At 36.8% G+C, this 20,093-nt stretch carries 20 protein-coding genes and 1 tRNA gene; 3 read left to right on the top strand and 18 right to left on the bottom strand.

Translation table 11 applies throughout. The features are described 5' to 3' along the window. Nucleotides 1-35 precede the first annotated feature (35 nt). Complete coding sequence (gene pth / locus EKM77_RS06845) at nt 36-593, bottom strand: aminoacyl-tRNA hydrolase (RefSeq protein ID WP_125593318.1); 558 nt, start codon at nt 591-593, stop codon at nt 36-38. Nucleotides 594-736: 143 nt separating this feature from the next. On the opposite strand from pth, the gene EKM77_RS06840 reads away from it, so the two are divergent. Next, nucleotides 737-1,720: an L-lactate dehydrogenase gene (locus tag EKM77_RS06840; protein ID WP_125593317.1), complete on the top strand. Its 984-nt coding sequence runs from the start codon at nt 737-739 to the stop codon at nt 1,718-1,720. A gap of 96 nt (nt 1,721-1,816) precedes the next feature. Further along, nucleotides 1,817-2,479: a cyclic di-AMP binding protein CbpA gene (gene cbpA / locus EKM77_RS06835; protein ID WP_125593316.1), complete on the top strand. Its 663-nt coding sequence runs from the start codon at nt 1,817-1,819 to the stop codon at nt 2,477-2,479. Between the two features lie 43 nt (nt 2,480-2,522). Here cbpA and selA read toward each other — a convergent pair whose 3' ends face one another. The 14 genes from selA to prdC form a co-directional block, all read right to left on the bottom strand. Beyond that, nucleotides 2,523-3,911 carry an L-seryl-tRNA(Sec) selenium transferase gene (selA, locus tag EKM77_RS06830; protein ID WP_125593315.1) on the bottom strand — a complete coding sequence of 463 codons (1,389 nt, stop codon included), beginning with the start codon at nt 3,909-3,911 and terminating at the stop codon, nt 2,523-2,525. Further along, entirely contained in the window at nt 3,911-5,071 is a 1,161-nt protein-coding gene (locus tag EKM77_RS06825; protein ID WP_125593314.1) for an aminotransferase class V-fold PLP-dependent enzyme, read from the bottom strand. The genes selA and EKM77_RS06825 overlap by 1 nt, the downstream gene beginning before the upstream one ends. Then, complete coding sequence (gene selB / locus EKM77_RS06820; RefSeq protein WP_125593313.1) at nt 5,071-6,981, bottom strand: selenocysteine-specific translation elongation factor; 1,911 nt, start codon at nt 6,979-6,981, stop codon at nt 5,071-5,073. The genes EKM77_RS06825 and selB overlap by 1 nt, the downstream gene beginning before the upstream one ends. Nucleotides 6,982-6,992: 11 nt before the next feature. Continuing rightward, the gene (locus EKM77_RS06815) at nt 6,993-7,259 is read right to left on the bottom strand and encodes a DUF3343 domain-containing protein (RefSeq protein WP_125593312.1); all 267 of its coding nucleotides are present in this window, start codon (nt 7,257-7,259) and stop codon (nt 6,993-6,995) included. A 13-nt stretch (nt 7,260-7,272) separates the two neighbouring features. Next, a complete protein-coding gene (gene yedF, locus EKM77_RS06810; protein ID WP_125593311.1) occupies nt 7,273-7,866 on the bottom strand; it encodes a sulfurtransferase-like selenium metabolism protein YedF in 594 nt (197 codons plus the stop codon). Nucleotides 7,867-7,879: 13 nt separating this feature from the next. Beyond that, on the bottom strand, nt 7,880-8,902 hold the full coding sequence (gene selD / locus EKM77_RS06805; protein ID WP_125593310.1) for a selenide, water dikinase SelD: 1,023 nt from the start codon (nt 8,900-8,902) through the stop codon (nt 7,880-7,882). 43 nt (nt 8,903-8,945) lie between these two features. Then, entirely contained in the window at nt 8,946-9,821 is an 876-nt protein-coding gene (locus tag EKM77_RS06800; RefSeq protein ID WP_125593309.1) for a TSUP family transporter, read from the bottom strand. A gap of 13 nt (nt 9,822-9,834) precedes the next feature. Continuing rightward, entirely contained in the window at nt 9,835-10,851 is a 1,017-nt protein-coding gene (locus EKM77_RS06795) for a proline racemase family protein (RefSeq protein ID WP_125593308.1), read from the bottom strand. Nucleotides 10,852-10,863: 12 nt separating this feature from the next. Further along, nucleotides 10,864-11,343: a glycine/sarcosine/betaine reductase component B subunit gene (locus EKM77_RS11160; RefSeq protein ID WP_125593307.1), complete on the bottom strand. Its 480-nt coding sequence runs from the start codon at nt 11,341-11,343 to the stop codon at nt 10,864-10,866. An 11-nt stretch (nt 11,344-11,354) separates the two neighbouring features. Continuing rightward, nucleotides 11,355-12,095 carry a proline reductase cluster protein PrdD gene (prdD, locus tag EKM77_RS11155; protein WP_125593306.1) on the bottom strand — a complete coding sequence of 247 codons (741 nt, stop codon included), beginning with the start codon at nt 12,093-12,095 and terminating at the stop codon, nt 11,355-11,357. A 62-nt stretch (nt 12,096-12,157) separates the two neighbouring features. Continuing rightward, nucleotides 12,158-12,883: a D-proline reductase (dithiol) protein PrdB gene (prdB, locus tag EKM77_RS11150; RefSeq protein WP_125593305.1), complete on the bottom strand. Its 726-nt coding sequence runs from the start codon at nt 12,881-12,883 to the stop codon at nt 12,158-12,160. Next, nucleotides 12,883-13,185: a CBO2463/CBO2479 domain-containing protein gene (locus EKM77_RS06775; protein ID WP_125593304.1), complete on the bottom strand. Its 303-nt coding sequence runs from the start codon at nt 13,183-13,185 to the stop codon at nt 12,883-12,885. The genes prdB and EKM77_RS06775 overlap by 1 nt, the downstream gene beginning before the upstream one ends. 19 nt (nt 13,186-13,204) lie before the next feature. Next, the gene (gene prdA, locus EKM77_RS06770; protein WP_125593303.1) at nt 13,205-15,142 is read right to left on the bottom strand and encodes a D-proline reductase (dithiol) proprotein PrdA; all 1,938 of its coding nucleotides are present in this window, start codon (nt 15,140-15,142) and stop codon (nt 13,205-13,207) included. A 23-nt stretch (nt 15,143-15,165) separates the two neighbouring features. After that, nucleotides 15,166-16,470: a proline reductase-associated electron transfer protein PrdC gene (gene prdC, locus EKM77_RS06765; RefSeq protein WP_263852897.1), complete on the bottom strand. Its 1,305-nt coding sequence runs from the start codon at nt 16,468-16,470 to the stop codon at nt 15,166-15,168. Nucleotides 16,471-16,763: 293 nt separating this feature from the next. Between prdC and EKM77_RS10960 the strand changes: the two genes are divergently transcribed. Then, nucleotides 16,764-16,860 (top strand) — tRNA-Sec (locus tag EKM77_RS10960). A gap of 111 nt (nt 16,861-16,971) precedes the next feature. On the opposite strand, the gene alr is transcribed toward EKM77_RS10960, so the two are convergent. From alr to EKM77_RS06750, 3 genes are all read right to left on the bottom strand, one after another. Then, nucleotides 16,972-18,081 carry an alanine racemase gene (alr, locus tag EKM77_RS06760; protein ID WP_125593302.1) on the bottom strand — a complete coding sequence of 370 codons (1,110 nt, stop codon included), beginning with the start codon at nt 18,079-18,081 and terminating at the stop codon, nt 16,972-16,974. Next, nucleotides 18,081-18,440, bottom strand: a complete 360-nt coding sequence (gene acpS, locus EKM77_RS06755; protein ID WP_125593301.1) for a holo-ACP synthase — start codon at nt 18,438-18,440, stop codon at nt 18,081-18,083. Before acpS ends, alr begins: the two co-directional genes overlap by 1 nt. A gap of 110 nt (nt 18,441-18,550) precedes the next feature. Further along, nucleotides 18,551-20,089, bottom strand: a complete 1,539-nt coding sequence (locus tag EKM77_RS06750) for a DEAD/DEAH box helicase (protein ID WP_125593300.1) — start codon at nt 20,087-20,089, stop codon at nt 18,551-18,553. Nucleotides 20,090-20,093: the final 4 nt, after the last annotated feature.

Raw genomic sequence — 20,093 nt, 5'->3', positions numbered from 1 at the left:
TTTTTTTACACGGGTTAGACACAATTGCCTGCCCTTTAATTATACTTATTCATCAGCTGATCAAAACTATCCCCAGATACCCAATCTTTAACAGCATCAGCTGCTTTATCTATTCCTGCTAATGCTATTGGTTCGTTATCCTTTGAAAAAGGCGTTAATACCCAATTTACAACAGTTTGTTTTTGGGGATGCTGTATTCCTATTTTGATCCGCTTAAAATCTTTTGTACCTACGGACGAAATTATACTCTTAATTCCATTATGACCGCCTGCTGAACCCTTGGCACGTAATCGTACTTTACCAATTGGCATATCGAGGTCGTCATGGATCACCATAATTTCATCTGGTTGAATTTGATAATAGCCCATTAAAAATCTAACGGCTCTTCCAGACTCATTCATAAATGTTAATGGTTTAACTAGAAAAACTGTTTCACCTTCAACTTTGAATTTACAATATTCTGCTTCAAAATCCTTTTTAGTTTGAGTTTGACCATACTCGTCCATTAATTTATCAATCGTCATAAAACCCATGTTGTGTTTTGTGCGATCATATTTTTTTCCGGGATTTCCTAAACCAACGATTAATTTCATATTAATACCTCATTTCGAACTTCAATTATATCATTTTAAAACTAGTTAATTTTTACTTTTTTTACAAAGCCCCTGTTTATTTTCATGCTTTATTTGTATAATTATATGCGGAACATATTTATTTTGAAGGGATGATATTTAATATGACGACTCCAACAAACGAAAAGAATCATCAAAAAGTACTTCTAGTCGGTGACGGCGCTGTAGGTTCAACATACGCTTATGCTATGACACTACAAGGTATTGCACAAGAATTAGTTATCTGTGATATCGCTAAAGATAAGATTAAGGGTGACGCATTGGATCTTGCCGATGCACTTCCATTCTCATATCCTAAGAATATTCACGCTGGTGAATACTCAGATGCTAAAGATGCCGATCTTGTTGTTATCACTGCTGGTGCACCACAAAGACCAGGTGAAACAAGACTTGACCTTGTTAACAAGAATCTTAACATCTTAAAGACTATTGTTGACCCAATCGTTGAATCTGGATTCAATGGTATCTTCTTGGTTGCCGCAAACCCAGTTGATATCTTGACATACGCTACTTGGAAACTTTCAGGCTTCCCTAAGGAACGTGTAATTGGTTCTGGTACATCACTAGATACTGCTAGATTACAAAAATTCGTTGGTGAAGAATTAGGAATTGACCCTCGTTCAGTTAACGGATATATCATGGGTGAACATGGTGACTCAGAATTTACTGCATGGTCACATCTTTCAATCGGTGGCGTAACAATGGCTGAATGGATGGAAAAACATCCAGAAATAACACAAGATACTCTTGATGCTATTGACAAGAAGGTTGTTAACGCAGCTTATGACATTATCAATACTAAGGGTGCTACATTCTACGGTATTGGTACTGCACTTGCAAGAATTTCAAAAGCCTTGCTAAGTGATGAAAACACAGTTCTTCCATTATCAAATATGATGACTGGCCAATATGGCGTTTCTGATATTTATATCGGTTCACCTGCTGTCATCAACCGTAAAGGTCTAAAACAAATCATCGAAGTTCCATTAACTGACAAAGAATCAGAACAAATGAAGAAGTCAGCTGCAGAACTTACAAAGATTCTTAAAGATGGTTTTGAAGCAACAGGAATTAAAGGTCGTCAATAATCCTTAATATTGATAAAAGAATGCTGAGGCATTCTTTTTTTTTGTGAAATTATACGGTATCATTGATTTCATATAGTTAGATAGGATGTGGAATATATGTTAGTTAAGTCATTAGTTCTAAAAAAAGATAAGTTAGTTACAGTAAAAGAAACTGTAACACTTGAAGAGGCTTTAAAAGTTCTTGAAGAATCAGGTTTCAGATGTGTTCCTATTTTGGATGAAAGTGGTCAAATATTCAGGGGAAATATTTACAAAATGCACATCTATCGTCATAAATCACGTGGAGGAGATATGTCCCTTCCCGTCACAACTCTGATGAAGAATGCCACCAAGACAATTAATGTTGACTCACCATTCTTCAAAGTATTTTTCAACATCAAAGATCTACCTTACATCGCCGTTTTAGATGAATCTAATTTATTCTACGGTATTTTAACCCACGCTAGCCTGTTAAGCATGTTATCTGATGCTTGGAACCTTGAGGTCAGCAGTTATGTTCTTACTGTAAGTTCAACTGGTGAACGTGGTGATTTAGCTAAAATGCTCAAGATCATTGCAAAATATGTTTCAATTTCAGGTTGTATTACCCTTGATGCTAAAACAAATGAGGTAGTAAGACGAAATCTCTTCACACTACCTGCTGAAACAACTATCGACGACTTGAAAAATATTATTACACGTTTAGAGAAAAAGAGCTTTATAGTTTCAGAAATTGACGATTTAAATTCAGGAAAAATTCTGGATAAACACACATTGTAACATGAAAAGAAGCTGACCAGTTTTCACTGATCAGCTTCTTTTTTTATGCTTTGATACTATTTAAATCAATAATTATCTTTTCAAATTCTGGATCATCGATAGTCCGAATATCAAATAAAATACTTTCGTCATGAACTCTGGAAATAAGCGGATACTTAGCATATTTCAATAATTTATCTAATTTAACAACAGGAATGTCAGATTCAAGACTGATCAAGTAAGTTGGCAATTTAACATCTGGAAATGATCCGCCACCGACAACCGTGTCGCCAGCTATTATTTCAGCATTAAATTGTGTTTTATCTTTGATCAAACTCAATAACTCTTCTGCACGCTCTTTTAACTTGTCTTCACTGACTGTTAAAGCGTTCAAAACAGGTATCTCTTTCATGGCCTTATCTGGATCTCGATAAATCTTTAAAGTAGCTGTCAAAGCAGATAAAGTCATTTTATCAACACGTAAAGCCCGCAAAAGCTGATTGTGTTTCAATTTATCAATATATTCTTGTTTGCCAGCAATTATACCTGCCTGTGGTCCACCAAGTAATTTATCACCTGAAAACATTACTAAATCACAATTTTTCAACTCTTGGCTGATAGTAGGTTCTTTGCCTAATCCGTACTTAGACAAATCAAGCATCAAACCACTACCTAAATCATTCATCAACGGTAGATCATACTCTTCTGACAACTTCTTCAAATCTTTAGAGTCAGGTGTTTCAGTAAAACCAATAACTTTATAGTTACTTGTATGAACGATTAAAAATCCACCTGTATTTTCATTGATGGCATTTTCATAATCACGTAAGTGAGTTTTATTAGTTGTACCCACTTCGCGTAAAATTCCACCAGTTGAAGTTATAATATCAGGAACTCTAAATGATCCACCAATTTCGACTAATTGACCACGAGATGTGATTATTTCTTTGTTGCTAAAGAAGGTACTTAAAACAAGCATAACCGCAGCAGCATTATTATTAACAACAATCGCATCATCAGCACCAGTTAATTCACTGACTAACTTACCGATTGCCTTATAACGGTCGCCACGCTCTCCTAAGGTAATATCATATTCCAAATTAGTTGCATTACTAGCAATGGCATCAATAGCCTTGCGAGCTGATTCGGCTAATTTAGCACGTCCAAGGTTTGTATGTAAAATCACTCCAGTAGCATTAATAACTGGCTGTAATTCTAAAACTCGATCATTATCTAATTTATCCAGTAACTCTTGATACATACAATCAACAGATACTTCGCCAGCATTAGTAATATCTCCGCTCAAAATCAATTGACGAGCATCTTCAATTACTTCTTGAACTAGATTTTTTAATTCATTAGCACCGACGGCTGCTTCCAAACTCATAATTTTATCCGAATTCAACAAATCATTAACTGATGGTAAGCTTCTGAATAATTTTTTTTGATCCATTACAATCCCCTTCTATAAATATCCATAAATTCTTTGATTGCCTTTAAGAAAGTGTCAACTTCTTCATCAGTATTAAAACTTGATAAAGAAATTCTCACGATACCTTGTTCCACTGTTCCATATCTTTCATGAACTCGTGGTGCACAGTGAGCGCCTGGTCTTGTGGCAATTTGATAATTATCCCAAAGCCACTGACCAACTTCAGCAGAATCAATATCGGCGATATTAAAACCAACAGTTCCTGTAATTTCAGCATTAGTTGGTGTATAAATTCTTATTTCTGAATATTCTTGTAAGGCTTCCATAATTCTTGAAACTAGGCCATTAATATAATTTTTAATATTTTTGATACCTTTTTTATTAAGATAATCAATTCCCGCTGAAAGTCCAGCGATTCCAGGCACATTCATAGTTCCTGCTTCAAGACGCGTTGGGAAAAATTCAGGCATACTTGTATTAAATGAGTCGATTCCCGTACCACCACTCTTTAGCGGTTCAACTTTAATCGGCTTTCTGAAACAAATTCCACCAATACCTTGTGGTCCATACAATGATTTATGACCAGTAAAGCAAAGAACATCGATCTTGTCTCGCTGAATATCGATATCTTCCACTCCAGCCGTTTGGGCTGCATCAACGATCAATAATAAATTATGTCTTTGACAAAAAGCACTGATTTCTTTGATAGGTAAGACATAACCAGTTACGTTGGATGCATTATTGCAGACGACCGCTTTAGTATTCGGTTTCAAATATTTCTCAAAGTCTTCAACACACAATAGTCCTGTTTTTTTATCAAAAGTTACATAGTCAACGTCAACATTACGATTCTTTTTCAATTGTGCCAATGGTCTCAAAACAGAGTTGTGCTCATAATCAGTTGTAATAACATGATCACCTTCGCGAAGGATTCCCTTTAAGACCGTATTAAGGCTCTCTGTAACATTAGTTGTAAATGTGACTAGATCATTTGAAGGTACATTAAACAGCTTAACTAGCTTGTCTCTTGTTTGATTAACGATAACCCCGCTATTGACACTATACTCAGATGAGTCGCGTCCAGGGTTACCATAAAGACCGCTTGTTAAAACTTTAGAAACACTCTCCCCAACTTCTTTAGGTTTAATTGCAGTTGTTGCACCATTATCAAAATAGATCATTACAATCCCTTCTTTGCTAAGATTCTCATATTTTCTTTTCTGCGAGTAAAACCAAGTTTATCCATATACTCAAGTATCATCATGCCGTACTTACGACTGGCACCAGTTAAATCTCTAAATTCAGCTAAAGTCATCGTTTCATTTTCTTTCAAGTAATCAACAACTTGTTTTGAAACTGCGTCAAAGGCGGATTTTAACATAACGTTTTTCTCACCTAAACGAATGACTTCTTCACCTTCAATAGATTTTAGTACCTCGGCCTTAGTCTCATCAGATCCAATTAGATCTTCAAAATTAGGCGGCATCAGTGGTGATTTTTCCAACTCTTGGATAATTTCATCATGAGCTTTCTTTTGATACTTGTTATATTTAACCTCAAAGTCACCAGCAGAAATTAATGAACCTAATAAATTGATCTCGTTTCGTTCAGCCATTTTGTTTAAGATTTTTTCCATGATCTTACTGTTATCGACTGTACTCTTAAACTTAACGATCAATTCCTCTTTAGGCATACCTTTTTGCAAACGATTTTTCTTATGGTAGTTCCAAAGCGTATCGAGTATCTCTTTATCAAATTCTTCTAATTTAGATTTTTTAACGATCAAATTAGAAATTTTGATAACTTCTTTTTCTTCTACCAAAGTGCTGATCATTTTTTGAACATCATCATTTGATAAATTCAAATAGTCAGCTAATCCTGGAATTTTTGATCCTAAAGCACTCTGATTATCAAGGAAATCTAAAATAATTTGTTCCTGATTACCGGAAGCCTTAACTGATAATTGCTTCAATATTTTTTCATTGAAACGACGGTGCTTAACTGGATTAGGGTCAAGCACACTTCCGCCACCAATTAAAACCATTGGCGAGTAGGTTCTTAATATGTATCTGTCACCCTTTTTAACGGCGACCGGTTCTTCCAAACGAAGTTGTAGATAATTATCTGTATCAGCGTTTATTTGATCGATTCCTAAAGGAACCACACGAGCAATTATTTCACGTGCACCTAAATAAACACGAACACGAGTCCACAATCCAAGCATAGATGCATCCTTATCCGGCAACATCTTATAATCCACATCAAGCATCCAAGTTTTCTTAACGTTATCAGGTAATGTCAAAACATCCCCACGTCTGATCTCAGATGTTTTAAGATTTGTTAAATTAATGGCTGTTCTAGTACCCGGTTCAGCTTTTTTAACATTTTTATCGTGAACTTGAATATTTCTTATTTTAGTTTGTTTGCCACTAGGAAATGCTTCTAAAGTCATATCACTAGTCAGTTCACCTTCGAGTAAAGTCCCAGTGATAATCGTACCAAAGCCTTTAATGGAGAATGAACGATCGACATTGATCCTAGGAATACCATTGATCTTTGGCTTCTTGATATTTTCGACCTTTTCGTCCATAACCTTTACTAATTCTTTCATTCCTGTTCCACTAATAGCATCAACTCCAAGAATTGGAGCTTTGATATTATGCTTGTCTAAGAAATCTTTTACATCTTCGGTAACAAGTTCTTTCATCTCATCATCGACTGTATTGATCTTACTCAAAACAACGATATAATTATCAATTCCAAGTAAAGACATAATATCCACATGCTCAATAGTTTGCGGCATGATGCCTTCTGCAGCATCAACAACTAAGAGGACTAAGTCGATTCCACTAAGTCCTGCAATCATATTTTTTAAAAATCTTTCATGACCGGGAACATCAACGATACCTACTTGTTCATGATTCGGTAAATCGAAAAAAGCGAAGCCCAAGTTAATGGTTAGGCCTCGCTTTTTTTCTGCTTCTGTGGAATCAGTATCAATTCCTGTCAAAGCTTTGATTAAAGTAGTTTTACCGTGATCAACATGTCCTGCAGTCGCTATAATTATTTGATCTTGACCTATTGTTTCCATGATAACTCCTTTTAATCGTCTAATTCATAAGTGATTCTCACACCTACACGTGTTCCTACATAGATGTTTTGAAACTGCAGATCTTCATCAGCTAAAAGTTTCAAAATAGCATCTTTATCTGAATAATTGAATCTTACGCTCATACCACATCCTGCCGAGATCTTACCAGGTGTCGAAATTATGCTGGTTTCAAACTCTTGTTTACTCTTTAAAAGTTCATTAGTAGATATCGCCTGATGTGTAGTCGAAAATGTCAGTAATCCAAATTTTGTATCCATTTTATTTTAGCCTCTAATCTGGTCTTACAATACGATTCTGTTGTCTCATCATTTCAACAATACTAAACATATTGGTTACAGTACCAACAGCTAATTTATCTTTTAAGTTGAAGTAATCGAGACATGCTCCACAACCCATAACTTGTACGCCGGCTTCTTCAAGTGCCTTCAAGTCAGTTAAATAATCTGATCCTTCAACAAGTAGTTTTACACCACCGTTATAACAAAGGATCTTTTCTGGTAGAACATCTTGTTCAGTTAATGAAGATACGAACCCATGTAGGAGATTCCTACCGAGGGTTTCGTCTCCATGCCCCATTGTATCTGTATTGATCACAACAATATATGCATTGCCTTGGTCATTGAGGGAAGAACTTTCGGCTTGATCGTGTGATTCTGCAGTTCTCTTCAATGTGACAGTGAACTGATTATTCTCACCATTTTTAACGTCATAGTCATAGTTCTTTTGGTCCGCCAATTTTTTAAGGTTTTGTGGTGCCATGTCATCGTCTACTAAAATTTCAACTTCATCAGTTTCTTTTAGAGCCTTCTTAGCCATAATAATTGGTGCTGGACAAACCTTATCTAACGCATTAATTTTTTCCAAAATTACACTCTCCTTATTTAACTACGATTTCTGAATCACCCTTCGGTACAATCTTACCAATTTTTGCACTGGGAAGCTCCAACTGGTTCAATTTGTCCAATATCTCATCGGTATATTTAGGATCAACACTAAACATGAGCCCGCCTGATGTCTGGGGATCATACAGGATCTCTTCTAGTGCTGGATCATCAAAGGTGAAATCTATCTTGCCATCTAAGAAGTTGCGGTTACGTTGTCCACCGCCAGTTACTAATAACTCTTCGGCACAATCATATGCGGAAGGGATAATTGGAATATTAGTTGAATCTAGTTCTGCTGTGAATTCATCATGTAAGAATTCATTTAAGTGACCTAATAATCCAAATCCTGTTATATCTGTACATGCTGTAACAGGATAATCTTTAATAATTTCTGCAGCATATTTATTTAATGTAGTCATACTCTTAATGGCTTCATTAAACTCCTCTTCGCCAATTTGTTCAGCTCCGTATGCAGTTGTAATAATACCTACACCCAAAGGTTTAGTTAAAATCAAATCATCATTTAATTTACAAGTATCATTTCTCAAAATCTTTTTAGGTGAAACGATCCCGTTAACTGATAAACCGTACTTTGGACGATGATCTTGGATGGAATGACCACCGGCTAAAAAGCCACCAGCTTCAGTTACTTTTTCAAGTCCGCCTTTTAAGATTTTGTGTAAAATTGATTGATTCATTTCCTCTGGGAAACCAACTATATTTAAGGCCGAAATTACAGAACCACCCATTGCCCAAACATCACTAAGAGCATTAGTAGCAGCAATTTGACCGAATAAATACGGATCACTTACCATTGAAGGGAAGAAATCAATTGTTTGAATAATTGCAGTGTCATCATTTATTTTCAAAATAGCAGCATCGTCTGTCGTTTCGAAATCAACCATTACATTTGGTTTTTTGTCTTGATGAAGATCTTGTAAAATATTCTCTAATTTTCCAGGACCAAGTTTAGCATTACATCCACCACAGACAATTAATCTATCAGCTGTATCCATAATAAATCCCTCCGTTTATTTTAAAAAAAACCTCAATTTAAAACTAAGCTGCGTCTTTTTGTTTGATACCTTGATAAAGCATTGATAGACCAGTATATGTAACAACAACAATAATAAGCCATGTTAAAACTGTTAGGTCAAGACTCTTAACGAATGTTACAGCAATTACAACACCGATAATACCGCCAATTGTGATACCTAAACTACCACGTCTGTTGTAGTCTCCTGATTTAACAAATTCTCTACTTGCAACTGGCATAAGCACAGCACATGAAGCCATCATGATTGGGAATGCAACGGCTGGATTCATACCTAACATGTAAACTAAAGCCATACATGGTGCGTACAAACCAACACCGGCTGTCATAAGTGCACCCAAGATAAAGTTAACAACAACAGCAATAACAAGTTTGCCACCGTGTAGACCTAGGGCTGTATTACCAGCACCCAAAGCACTAATAACGCCTAATTGTGATAGAAGCATTAAAACAGCTGTTAAGAACAATGCAATACCCATAATAATTCTAATAATTTTTTCGTTAAATTTCGTCATAATCTTGGAACCAGTAAATGATCCAATAGCAGCTGCGGCAACCATTGAAAGTAAGGTTGCACCTTCCATCTTGATAGCATCAATAAATAGGAATGCCTCTGTGATAACTGGAATGGTACAGGCAACTGTCAATGTACCTGGAATTAATTTATCTGATTTCAAATATTTAGTAACTTTTAATAGCAAAGTAGTTGGTGCATAACTTCCGATACCCAATGTATCTAAGAAGTTCGTGATAAAACCAATAACCCCTGCCACAACCATATTTCCGTCATTTTCATGTCTGTGCTTGTAGTAATCGGCGAAAAAGATGATAGCGAAGTAGATCAAAACTACTGCTAAAATAATTTGTACAACTAAAACCACGGCGTTTCCTCCTCTACTTCAGTTCGAAACCTTTAGATAATGGGTCTGTTGGGTCGAACATGAAATTATTAAATCCTGTGATCCAGGCTGAACCAGTAACTTCTGGTATAACTGCTGGTAATCCGCCTTCTTCTACTTCCTTAACAACACGGCCGTAGAATTTTGTTTCTAGGATACTTTCATAAACGAATTTTTCGTCAATATCAAGTTTTCCTCTAGCATGTAATGTAGCCATCTTAGCACTTGTACCAGTACCACAAGGTGAGCGGTCAACTTGACCATCACCAAAGACAACAACATTTTGAAGTGTTGATTCTTCATCTTTTGGTTCGCCATACATTTCAACTAAATCAACAGTCTTAATATGGTCTAGTGTTGGATGTTGAATTTCTACTTGATCATTAACAGCATGCAAGATCTTCATACCTACATCTGCTAATTTTTGTGAATTACTTGGTTCGATTTTTTCGTTAATTTCTGAAACTGGTAAAATTGCGAAGAAACTTCCACCAAATGAGATGTCCAAAGTAACTTCCCCAACATCAGGAACATTTACTTTAACGTCTTTCTTATATAGGAATGATGGTACGTTTTGGAATGAAACGCTCTCTACTTGTAGTCCTTCTTTTAGATGTGCAACGGCATGAACTAATCCAGCAGGTGTGTCTAAGACGACCTTCTTTTCAGTTGCGCCTGGTTCAACATCAACCATTCCTGTTTCAACGATAGCTGTAACAGCAGCAATTGTGTTGTGACCACACATGTTTAAGTACCCACCAGTATCCATGAAGACGATACCAAAGTCTGCTTCTGGATTACATGGTTCAAGTAAGAAAGCACCGAACATTTCATGATGACCACGAGGTTCTAACATGAGTGATGTTCTAATATCATCATAATTGTCGATCAAATACTGTTTCTTTTCAGCGATTGTGTTACCAACAAGCTTTGGAATACCACCAGTAACAATTCTAGCTGCCTCTCCAGCAGTATGTGAGTCGATTGCAGTCATGCTTCTACTAAATTGCATTATATTTCCCTCCTATTTTGTAACTTGTCCATCTTTTCTCATTTTTAACTTTAATAGTCCTAACGCCTTATGAGCGTCTTTTTCACTAAGATTATTCTCACCAACGACTTCGGTTTCAGTTCCGCTCTTTGATTTATTAATATCTAAGACGAATTTTGTGTGTTCGTTTTCCACCACAAATCCCGCTTGTGTACCAATAAATTTCAGCCCAACTATACTAATACCTTTGTCACCAATTTCAGTCATGGTATTCATGAAATCCACATCGGAATTTCCCCAGCCATCTGCTGAAATAATAGCTCCATTAGTACGCATAGCCTCAAGCCAAAATGCAGTCCTTCTACCAACTAGATTTTTCAAATAATTATCTTGCGGTGTTCCCACCAGAATAACGCCTTGAAAATCTACGTCAGGATCACTTGCTACGACCCTAACTAGCGGATCATGAAAATGATGCATAGTTGTTTCTTTTGTTGAAGGTCCAATACCCATTTCATTACCTCCTAAACTAAGGCATGAATAGCGCCATCACGGTATTCATTCGCAGAAAGTAGAATGGGCATATTATCCATATCAATAATGGAAATACCTTTTTCAATACCGCCCGGCTCTTTTGCAAAAACCATATTGTCGTACATGGCACCTTGCCCAGCTACTTCTTTAACGATAGCAACTTTAGGTTTGCCAGGATGTTTAATATCTTCATATTCAAAACTCTCAGCGGCATCACGGCCATTCATAACTTTTAAAATTTCTCTAATTGGTTGGAGAAATTGATCAGAAGTATTAAACACCATTTCACAGGTTTCCCGATTGAACTCAAAGTCTGATTTTAAAATAACATCAATAAGAATAATTACATCATCAGAACTAGGAGTTCCATCTGTGTCAAACTTAATTTTCTCATCAAGATAGCCATCTGAAGAACCAAATTCATGTAATTGCACACCGGTTTCATCGGCACCGGTCAAAATTACACTGACACCAGTTAAAGTATTCGACATACCATAGCCAATATTACCCAATACTTTTGTTGAAATTGGAATAACATCCATAATCGTATTGATTTTAAAATGACAATCTTTTGGATCAACGAGTTTTACATTCACTGATTTCAAACGATCATCAATGTCAAATAACGGATGGTCTGGTATTTGCATACTATTCTCTGTTAAATGATATTTGGGTCCAATTGTGACATCTTGCATCGAAAATGCATTTATAGTTAGAGTATTTTTATTCATTTGAAAATCCCCTTACTAACAATAAAAGGAGGGAATATATATACCCTCCTTTTATGGTCAAACTAGACCTTAGCTATATATTCATATGGTAAAGGCACAATTTTTCCTGGTGAATCAAGAATTTCAAGTTGCTTCAAAGTGTCCTTAACAATGCCTGTTTGCATTTCAACATTGTGAGGCTCACCGGCATTAGCACCCATTGGTACACGAGGAGCAGTTGCTCTAGGTGAACCATTTTGACGTACAACTGGAGGTAATGCGGCAATTAAAATTGTAGGAATCCCAACGGATTCGATTGCTCTCTGCACGATCACGGCAGATCTATGACAAGTTCCTCAACCGGCAGTCATAATTACGGCGTCAACATCTTCAGCCTTTAATTTTTGAGCAATTTCTGGACCAGTTTTATCTGTAAAGGCTTCGATGTCACCACCACCACCCATGAATCCGTATTCAACGGGGGCTAAACCTTTAATGAAACCTGCTTTTGCTAGTTCACGCAATCTATCGATTGGGAACATACAGTTAATATCTTTATTAACATCACTATTATCATAACCACCATGTGATACCATCAAGTCATCTGATTTTGTATCCCAAGGGATCTCACGGTAACTTGTATCACCGGCTAGATTAAATCTTTTATCACTCTTTAGATGAACACCAGCAGCCGTAGCAATTCCGATCTTCATATCTTTCAGCTCTTTTGTAACAGGTGCCCAAACAGGCTGAGGTGTGATAGGAACATAAATTTCTGACTGTAAGCCATCATACTTCTTTAAGGACATTATTCTTCCTTCCTTTCCTTAGTACGCTGTTTTATCTCAATTTGATGTTTTTTATAATCATCAATAGCTTTAACGTAATCTGCATTCGGGGTTTCGGATAGGACTTCGGGATAGGACATTAAAAATCCTACTTCATGTCCAACTTGTGGTTCATGTTCAGAGATCAACATTCTCTTAGGTATTTTCAGAGTACCTAATCTTCCCTTCAATTCAATCATGACACCTGCATCTGTAACTTCAGAAATAATACCTTCAAAAAGTTTTTCTGTAGATGCGTAATTTAATAAATCGTAATTATCCATACCGGTTACCCTTCATTCATTATTCTTTTTCGTAGATTTCAAGTCTCTTCTTGCTCTTTGGCAATGATTGCTCATTTGGAGCTCTGTCGATCTTGATATCGTCATGTTCTTCGATAACCTTAAGGTTATTTTCTTTAACATTTGGATTCCACTTACGTTCAGCTTTTTCAATCTTACCGCCAGCCATCTTTGTTTCCAACATAGCTAGAGCTCTGATTGCATCTTCTTGACATAATGTGTTGTTCTCAAGAATTTCGTTTTCAATACCTTGAGCAGATTTGTTATTATCAACCATTGCGTCCATGTACTTGTTACCAACAACAAGAGCACCTTGAACGGCACAGTATGACATACCAACAACAGGAACGCCTCTTTGACCGATTTGTTCGATATGTGATGCGAAGTCAATATGGTTGTTACCAAATCCTTCAGTTGTAACAATAGCACCATCAAGGTTCATTGCTTCAACAGTCATTCCAAGTCTCTTAGAAACATAGAATTTCTCAGTATTTGCTTGTGGTGAACCAACAAATAAAATACCAACTAAGTCAATATCTTCGTCTTCCATGGCTGCTTTAACCATAGGTTCACGCCAGTAGTGACGAGACATTTCCTTAGAAGCAGGTCCAATACATGTCAATGCGTGGATACCACCATCTAATACTTCAAGTGGTGATAGCATAATTGGTAAGTTACCAAGGTCAACGTTAGGTTTAGCACCTAATGTACCAACAGGTTCTATAGGCATGATCAAGTTATCATGCATAGCACCTTGTCCCATGATTTCCTTAACAATAACAACACGTTTTTGACTTGGATGACGTACTTGTTTGATTTCTTCTTTGTCAGTTACAAGACTAGCATCAGCCTTCTTAAGGGCTTCTCTGATTTCTTGAGTAATAACATCAGCGGCTTTGTGGGAAGCTAGAGGACCTACACGTTCCATGTTACGTCCTGCTTCAATTGTTACTTGAGCTTTAATGAGGATATCGCCTTTATCTGGTGAACCAGGACGACCCCACATAATATTCTTGCTCATTTCACCTTCAGATGAACCGAATTCACCAATTTGAACTCCGTTTTCATCTGTTCCTGTTAATACAAAGACAGCTCCATCGATAACACGTGTAACACCTGTACCGATTTCTCCTTCAGTCTTTGTAGCAATAGGTTGAACATCCATGATTGTTTCACTATATTTGTCATAATCGTCAGGTGTAATGATGTCTAAAGTCATATCTTTAACGATATCTTGAGTTTCAACAGCTTCTTCACACAATTCTTTAGGTGTTCTAATAGTCAATGTTGTACCATTGATCTCTGTCTTGTCGCCAAAGTCTACTTTGTCGATCTTAACATGATCACGTTCCAACTCTCTAACGACTTTAGCTTCAACATCATCGTCTGATGCGGCTGAGTCATCTGAAGCTGGTGCTGCAGCGGCATTACTGTCGGCAGCTAACTTAGCTTCACTTTGAGCTGCTGGTGCAGCTGATACTGCTGATGCCATAGGAACTTCTAGATGAATTCCTTTACCTTCAGCGATATCAATTTTAATTGTTCCATTAGAAGTGCTTGCTACAGAAGCTGGTGCAACTGTTGTATTTGCAGTTTCTACGTTTTCAGTAGCTACAGGTGCTGATGCATCTGCACTATCATCATCAGATGATGAATCATCGTCATCACTAGAATCGTCGTCCATTGTTTGAATATTATCAACATTTGCAGCTGTTAATGGAATAAGTGCATCTGTTGTTTTGCTCAATGTTGCGCCTAGTACTTGTCCGATTTTTAATACATCGTCTGGTAATTCGAGAAGTCCGGAATCTACGTAATCATCAAATAATGATGGATCTTCCAAATTTGGTGCTTCGATAGTAATTCCGCCCTCTGCTCTACAGCATAGGACAGCTGGGTCATTAATATGATCCATTGCTGTTTCTTTAGTTATAGACATATCCTGTCTACCTCCCTTGAAAATTACTTAGATTGAAAATCATCTGGAAGTTTACGATATAGTCTATGACCTGCTGCTCTTAAAACGTGATCTGTAGAATGATAAACTGAAACTCCTACACGAGGAGCTACACCGGTTACGGTGTTTGTTCAATCTTGACATGTTCCCGTCAAAATTGATTCAGCTCCTTCTTTCTTCATTCCAAGGACTGCATCAGCCTGTCCAGGACAAATTCCTGGAAGACTACAACGATATCTTCCATTTACTAAAACCATTCTCTTACAACGACGGAACGAAACTACTTTTCCACCCATTTTATCAACTATTTCACGAAGACGAGGTTCCTGTCCACCGCACTCACACTCAAGAATACCGAACTTCTTGCCATGAGTATCGGGGTATGGCATTGCTACTAAGAATCCACTTGTTGTCTTTGTAACAGGTGTTTCTTCTGTACCAGTGTGTCCAGTAAATGGACCACCGACAGTAATATCACCGTGTGGATTAATGTAACCACCAGATGCATCGATAAAGTGTTTTGCTGATAATCCGATCGGAATATTTTCGTATACAGTCGAATGTTCCTTAACTCTTCCGTCAACAGTAATATCTTTATCAATAACAGGTTTTCTCAATTCTATAGCTTCGACAATTCTTTTTACTGTCTCAACGTTTTGAATAATTGCATTAGCTTTAATAGGTAGTTCACCTGGTTTAAGAACTATATCGAGTAGTTGTCTAACAATAACTCTTTCATCACCGGCTGGGTACATATTAGTTAAGAATTTAACTTGAATGTTAGGTTCATTCTTGCATGCTTTACCAAGTGCAATAACTGCATCATGGTGAATCTTCTTAATTGCAATGTAACCAACTTTAGCACCTGTAATTTCTAGTAAGTATTTAACACCACGGACGATTTGTTCTGGGTAGCGTTCTTCAACTTCGGTATTATGACAAAATAAAGGTTCGCATTCAGCGGCATTTACGATTAAATAACCACCAGGAATCTTATTTGAAAGTTTAACTGCTGTTGGGAATCCAGCACCACCAGCACCTACAACACCTGCGTTTTCAATTGCTTCTAGATAATTATCAGTTTCAGGAAGTTTGACGTAGTCTTCCATATCTTGTTCCTCATCTGGATCCAAGATAATTCTGTCATCTTCAATAGCTGTGACTGTTCCAGTTAGACTACTATGGATATTAGCACCTAAGCCATTAGGCTCTGCAATAAGTTCCCCTCTTAGAACATGTTGGCCAACTTCGACAATTGGTTTATCGGGTGCACCAACGTGTTGCTTTAGTAAATATGTGACTTTTTCCATCATTTCACCTCCCTCCAAATGTAATAGCGAAATGTTGACGTTTTCATTCGCAAGTTCATAGTATCACAAAATATTCATAATTTTAATAGCAATTTGTATATTTATTAAAAAAATAAAAACACTTGACACACTACCATAATTGAATTCTTTGTAGTATAATGTGCGGTTACAATTGTTAACACAATCAATCACAATGTAATATTTTTATATACATATGGAATATTTTTTATTCCTTGACATCTTTTTCTAAAACCTAAGTTGAATATTGATATTTTTATGCTATCATTATTTCTGGGAGTGGATAGGTTCTGGTGTTCCTTCTAGTCTTCAAAACTAGTATGAGGGGTTAGTAGCTTCTTGGGTGGGTTCGATTCCCACACATTCCCGCCAGAGAATATAAATTGGATTGTTAACAATTCAAACTAAAAAAATTTTTATGGGAATTTTTCTCATAAAACAAAAAGGATGAAGTCTAAGACTTCATCCTTTTTGTTTTATTTCTTATTTGTAAATTCTAGGTAGCCGATCTGTCAAACAGCAGAGTATCTCATAATTGATCGTTCCTGCATATTGAGCAGCGTCTGTGGCAGTAATTTCTTTATCGCCATCTTTACCTATCAAAGTAACTTTCGTACCCACAGGTAGTTCTTCAGGTAGTTTAACCATAAATTGATCCATACAGATTCGGCCAACGATTGGACACTTTTGACCATTTATCAAAATATCATAGCCTTGCATCCTTCTCAGCCAACCATCTGCATACCCAATCGGTACTGTTCCGATCCATTCTGGTTTTTCACTGGTGTATGTAGCACCATAGCCAACCTTTTCACCTTTATCGATCTTTTTAACAAAGACTAATTGTGAATGCAAACTTAGTGCTGGCTTTAATTCAAAAGGAACTTCTGGAATATCCGTTCCTGATGGATTTAATCCATACAAGCCGATTCCAAAACGTACCATATTTATAGCGAGATCTTTATGCCACAAAGCCGTTGCGGTGTTAGCACAGTGGACATACTTAAAATCGATTGGTAAGTCTGCTTTCATTTCCTTAAATCGTTTCACCTGTTTTAAGAAATATGTTTCATCAGGATTATCAGCTGTGGCAAAATGAGTGAATAATCCTTCTGGAATAAAACTATCCGGATTGTCCTTAATAAAATTGCAAGCCTCAACTAAGTCTGCTTTCTCACGGAATCCGATCCGGCCCATACCACTGTCGATTCCAATATGGATCTTTAACTTCGAAATATCTTCATTAACTGCTTGTTTTAACCAATCTAAAGAGCCGATCGTTAATGATATATCATTATTAACAGCTAAAATGGCATGTTCTACCGGTGTGATACTTAAAACTAAAATTGGCACTTTAACTCCAGCGTTACGTATCTCTAGAGCTTCATCTAGCGTTGTTACACAGAGCCCAGAGGCCCCATACTCAACTTCTGCCTTCGCCACTCTAACTAAGCCATGACCATAGGCATTCGCCTTCACAACGGCAAATACAGCGGTCCCTTCAGGAACACTTTTGATCTCACTTTGTAAATTATGTTTCAAATTATCTAGGCTCACTTCAACGTAGGCAGGTCTATGTGTTGATGGTAACATTAATTATCCTCCTCTAGAATTACTTCCGTAATCACTAATTCGTCCGTATCTGAAATGGAAATGAATATTTTACCATAAAAAATTTCTGTTTTGATATAAGGCTGACCAGATTCGTAATTTAAAATGCTTAAATCATGAAATCCTATTTTACCAAGTCCTGTACCCATAGCCTTAGTAAAAGCTTCCTTGGCAGAAAATCTACCAGTTAAATAGGTCATTTTAGCTTTTTCAGTTTTTTTGGCATTAAATGCTTCAAGTTCTTCAGATGTAAGAATTTTATCTGCAAATTTTGGCAAACGTCTGTAAATATTTCTTACTCGCTCAATTTCGGCAATGTCTACTCCCAATCCTTTTATCATCTATCATTCTCCATCATTTTTTCTCAAAAAAAGACAAAGTAAAATTAATTACCTTGTCCCCTCATGTCACTTATTATAAAACATTTTATGATAATTCTAAATCTTCAAGCTTAGATTGTTGTTCTAATCTTAAATGATTTCTTTGATTGACCTTGTTTCTTCTTGTTTCCACCATTGCCACTACGACGTTTATCGCCGTTTGAATGGTTTGAGTGGCCGCCACGATGATCGTCACGATTTCTTGAACGATGTTCGTTACGTCCACCACGATAGTTTCCATTTCCACGATGACGTCTGCCATGACCTGACTTGTTACGGCTAACTTTTCTTGATGGAAGTGGTCTTTCAGGAGCAATCTTAACTGGTACACTTTCAGCATCCTTGATCATGTCATTTAATAACACTTTGACAAGATCTTCTGGTGAATACTCGCCAAGAAGTTCTTTAACAACATCGTCAAAACGATCTAAGTTGTTGTTTGTCAAAGTATCTTTAATTTCATCTTTAACAGACTCCATTTGACCTTTAAGAACTTCTGTATCTGAAGGTGGAGCTAGTGGTGTCATACGTTTCTTAGTAAGATTCTCGATCGTACGTAAGTAACTCATTTCGTTTGGTGTAACAAAAGTTACAGAAACACCAGAATGTCCGGCACGTCCAGTACGTCCAATACGGTGAACATAACTGTCTGGATCTTGAGGAATATCATAGTTATACACATGTGATACACCTGAAATATCAAGTCCACGAGCAGCAACATCAGTAGCTACTAAGTAGTCTAATTTTCCAGCCTTAAATTTACGTAAGACGCTAGTTCTCTTATCTTGAGATAAATCACCATGAATACCTTCTGCATTGTATCCACGAGCTTGTAAACCTCTTGTCAATTCGTCAACACGACGTTTTGTACGACCAAAGATCAAAGCAAGTTCTGGTGCTTGTACATCAAAGATACGTGTCATCAAATCAAATTTTTCAAAGTCACGTGACTTAACAAAATATTGATCGATATTATCTGCTGTTAGTTCCTTTGACTTGATCTTAACAACTTTAGGATCAGTCATGAACTTATCAGCGATCTTCATGATAGGTTTAGGCATTGTAGCTGAAAATAGTAGTGTTTGATGTTCATGAGGAACATTAGATAAAATGCTTTCAATATCTTCAACAAATCCCATGTCTAGCATTTCGTCGGCTTCATCTAGCACAACTGTTTTTACATTAGCTAATTTAACCGTGTGACGGTTAATATGATCAAGTAAACGTCCTGGTGTTCCAACAAGAACGTTAGGATGGTTCTTTAAAGCACGAATCTGTCTTCTAATGTCAGAGCCACCATAAACTGATTGAACTCTAACTTTTTTCTTACGGCCTAATTTATATAACTCTTCTTGAGTTTGAATGGCCAATTCTCTTGTAGGTGAAATAATTAAGGCTTGAATGTCGTTTGAAGCCATATCTACTGCATCTAAGATAGGAAGTCCAAAGGCAGCAGTTTTTCCGGTACCTGTTTGGGCTTGTCCAATCACGTCATCGCCAGCTAATACTAGCGGAATAGTTTGTGCTTGGATGGGGGTTGTTTCTTCGAACCCGGCTTCATCAACAGCACTTAATAGTTTTGAATCTAAATTTAATTCGTTAAATTTCACAAAA

It is taken from the genome of Companilactobacillus baiquanensis (genome assembly GCF_003946605.1).
Taxonomy (GTDB): Bacteria; Bacillota; Bacilli; order Lactobacillales; family Lactobacillaceae; genus Companilactobacillus; species Companilactobacillus baiquanensis.
The sequence above is the reverse complement of the archived record's forward strand: the minus strand, read 5'-3'. Positions and strand labels throughout refer to the sequence as shown.

Coding starts and splice junctions, on each gene's coding strand:
- pth (WP_125593318.1), bottom strand. CDS start 593: ATGAAATTAATCGTTGGTTTAGGAAATCCCGGAAAAAAATATGATCGC.
- EKM77_RS06840 (WP_125593317.1), top strand. CDS start 737: ATGACGACTCCAACAAACGAAAAGAATCATCAAAAAGTACTTCTAGTC.
- cbpA (WP_125593316.1), top strand. CDS start 1,817: ATGTTAGTTAAGTCATTAGTTCTAAAAAAAGATAAGTTAGTTACAGTA.
- selA (WP_125593315.1), bottom strand. CDS start 3,911: ATGGATCAAAAAAAATTATTCAGAAGCTTACCATCAGTTAATGATTTG.
- EKM77_RS06825 (WP_125593314.1), bottom strand. CDS start 5,071: ATGATCTATTTTGATAATGGTGCAACAACTGCAATTAAACCTAAAGAA.
- selB (WP_125593313.1), bottom strand. CDS start 6,981: ATGGAAACAATAGGTCAAGATCAAATAATTATAGCGACTGCAGGACAT.
- EKM77_RS06815 (WP_125593312.1), bottom strand. CDS start 7,259: ATGGATACAAAATTTGGATTACTGACATTTTCGACTACACATCAGGCG.
- selD (WP_125593310.1), bottom strand. CDS start 8,902: ATGGATACAGCTGATAGATTAATTGTCTGTGGTGGATGTAATGCTAAA.
- EKM77_RS06795 (WP_125593308.1), bottom strand. CDS start 10,851: ATGCAATTTAGTAGAAGCATGACTGCAATCGACTCACATACTGCTGGA.
- EKM77_RS11160 (WP_125593307.1), bottom strand. CDS start 11,343: ATGGGTATTGGACCTTCAACAAAAGAAACAACTATGCATCATTTTCAT.
- prdD (WP_125593306.1), bottom strand. CDS start 12,095: ATGAATAAAAATACTCTAACTATAAATGCATTTTCGATGCAAGATGTC.
- EKM77_RS06775 (WP_125593304.1), bottom strand. CDS start 13,185: ATGGATAATTACGATTTATTAAATTACGCATCTACAGAAAAACTTTTT.
- prdA (WP_125593303.1), bottom strand. CDS start 15,142: ATGTCTATAACTAAAGAAACAGCAATGGATCATATTAATGACCCAGCT.
- alr (WP_125593302.1), bottom strand. CDS start 18,081: ATGTTACCATCAACACATAGACCTGCCTACGTTGAAGTGAGCCTAGAT.
- acpS (WP_125593301.1), bottom strand. CDS start 18,440: ATGATAAAAGGATTGGGAGTAGACATTGCCGAAATTGAGCGAGTAAGA.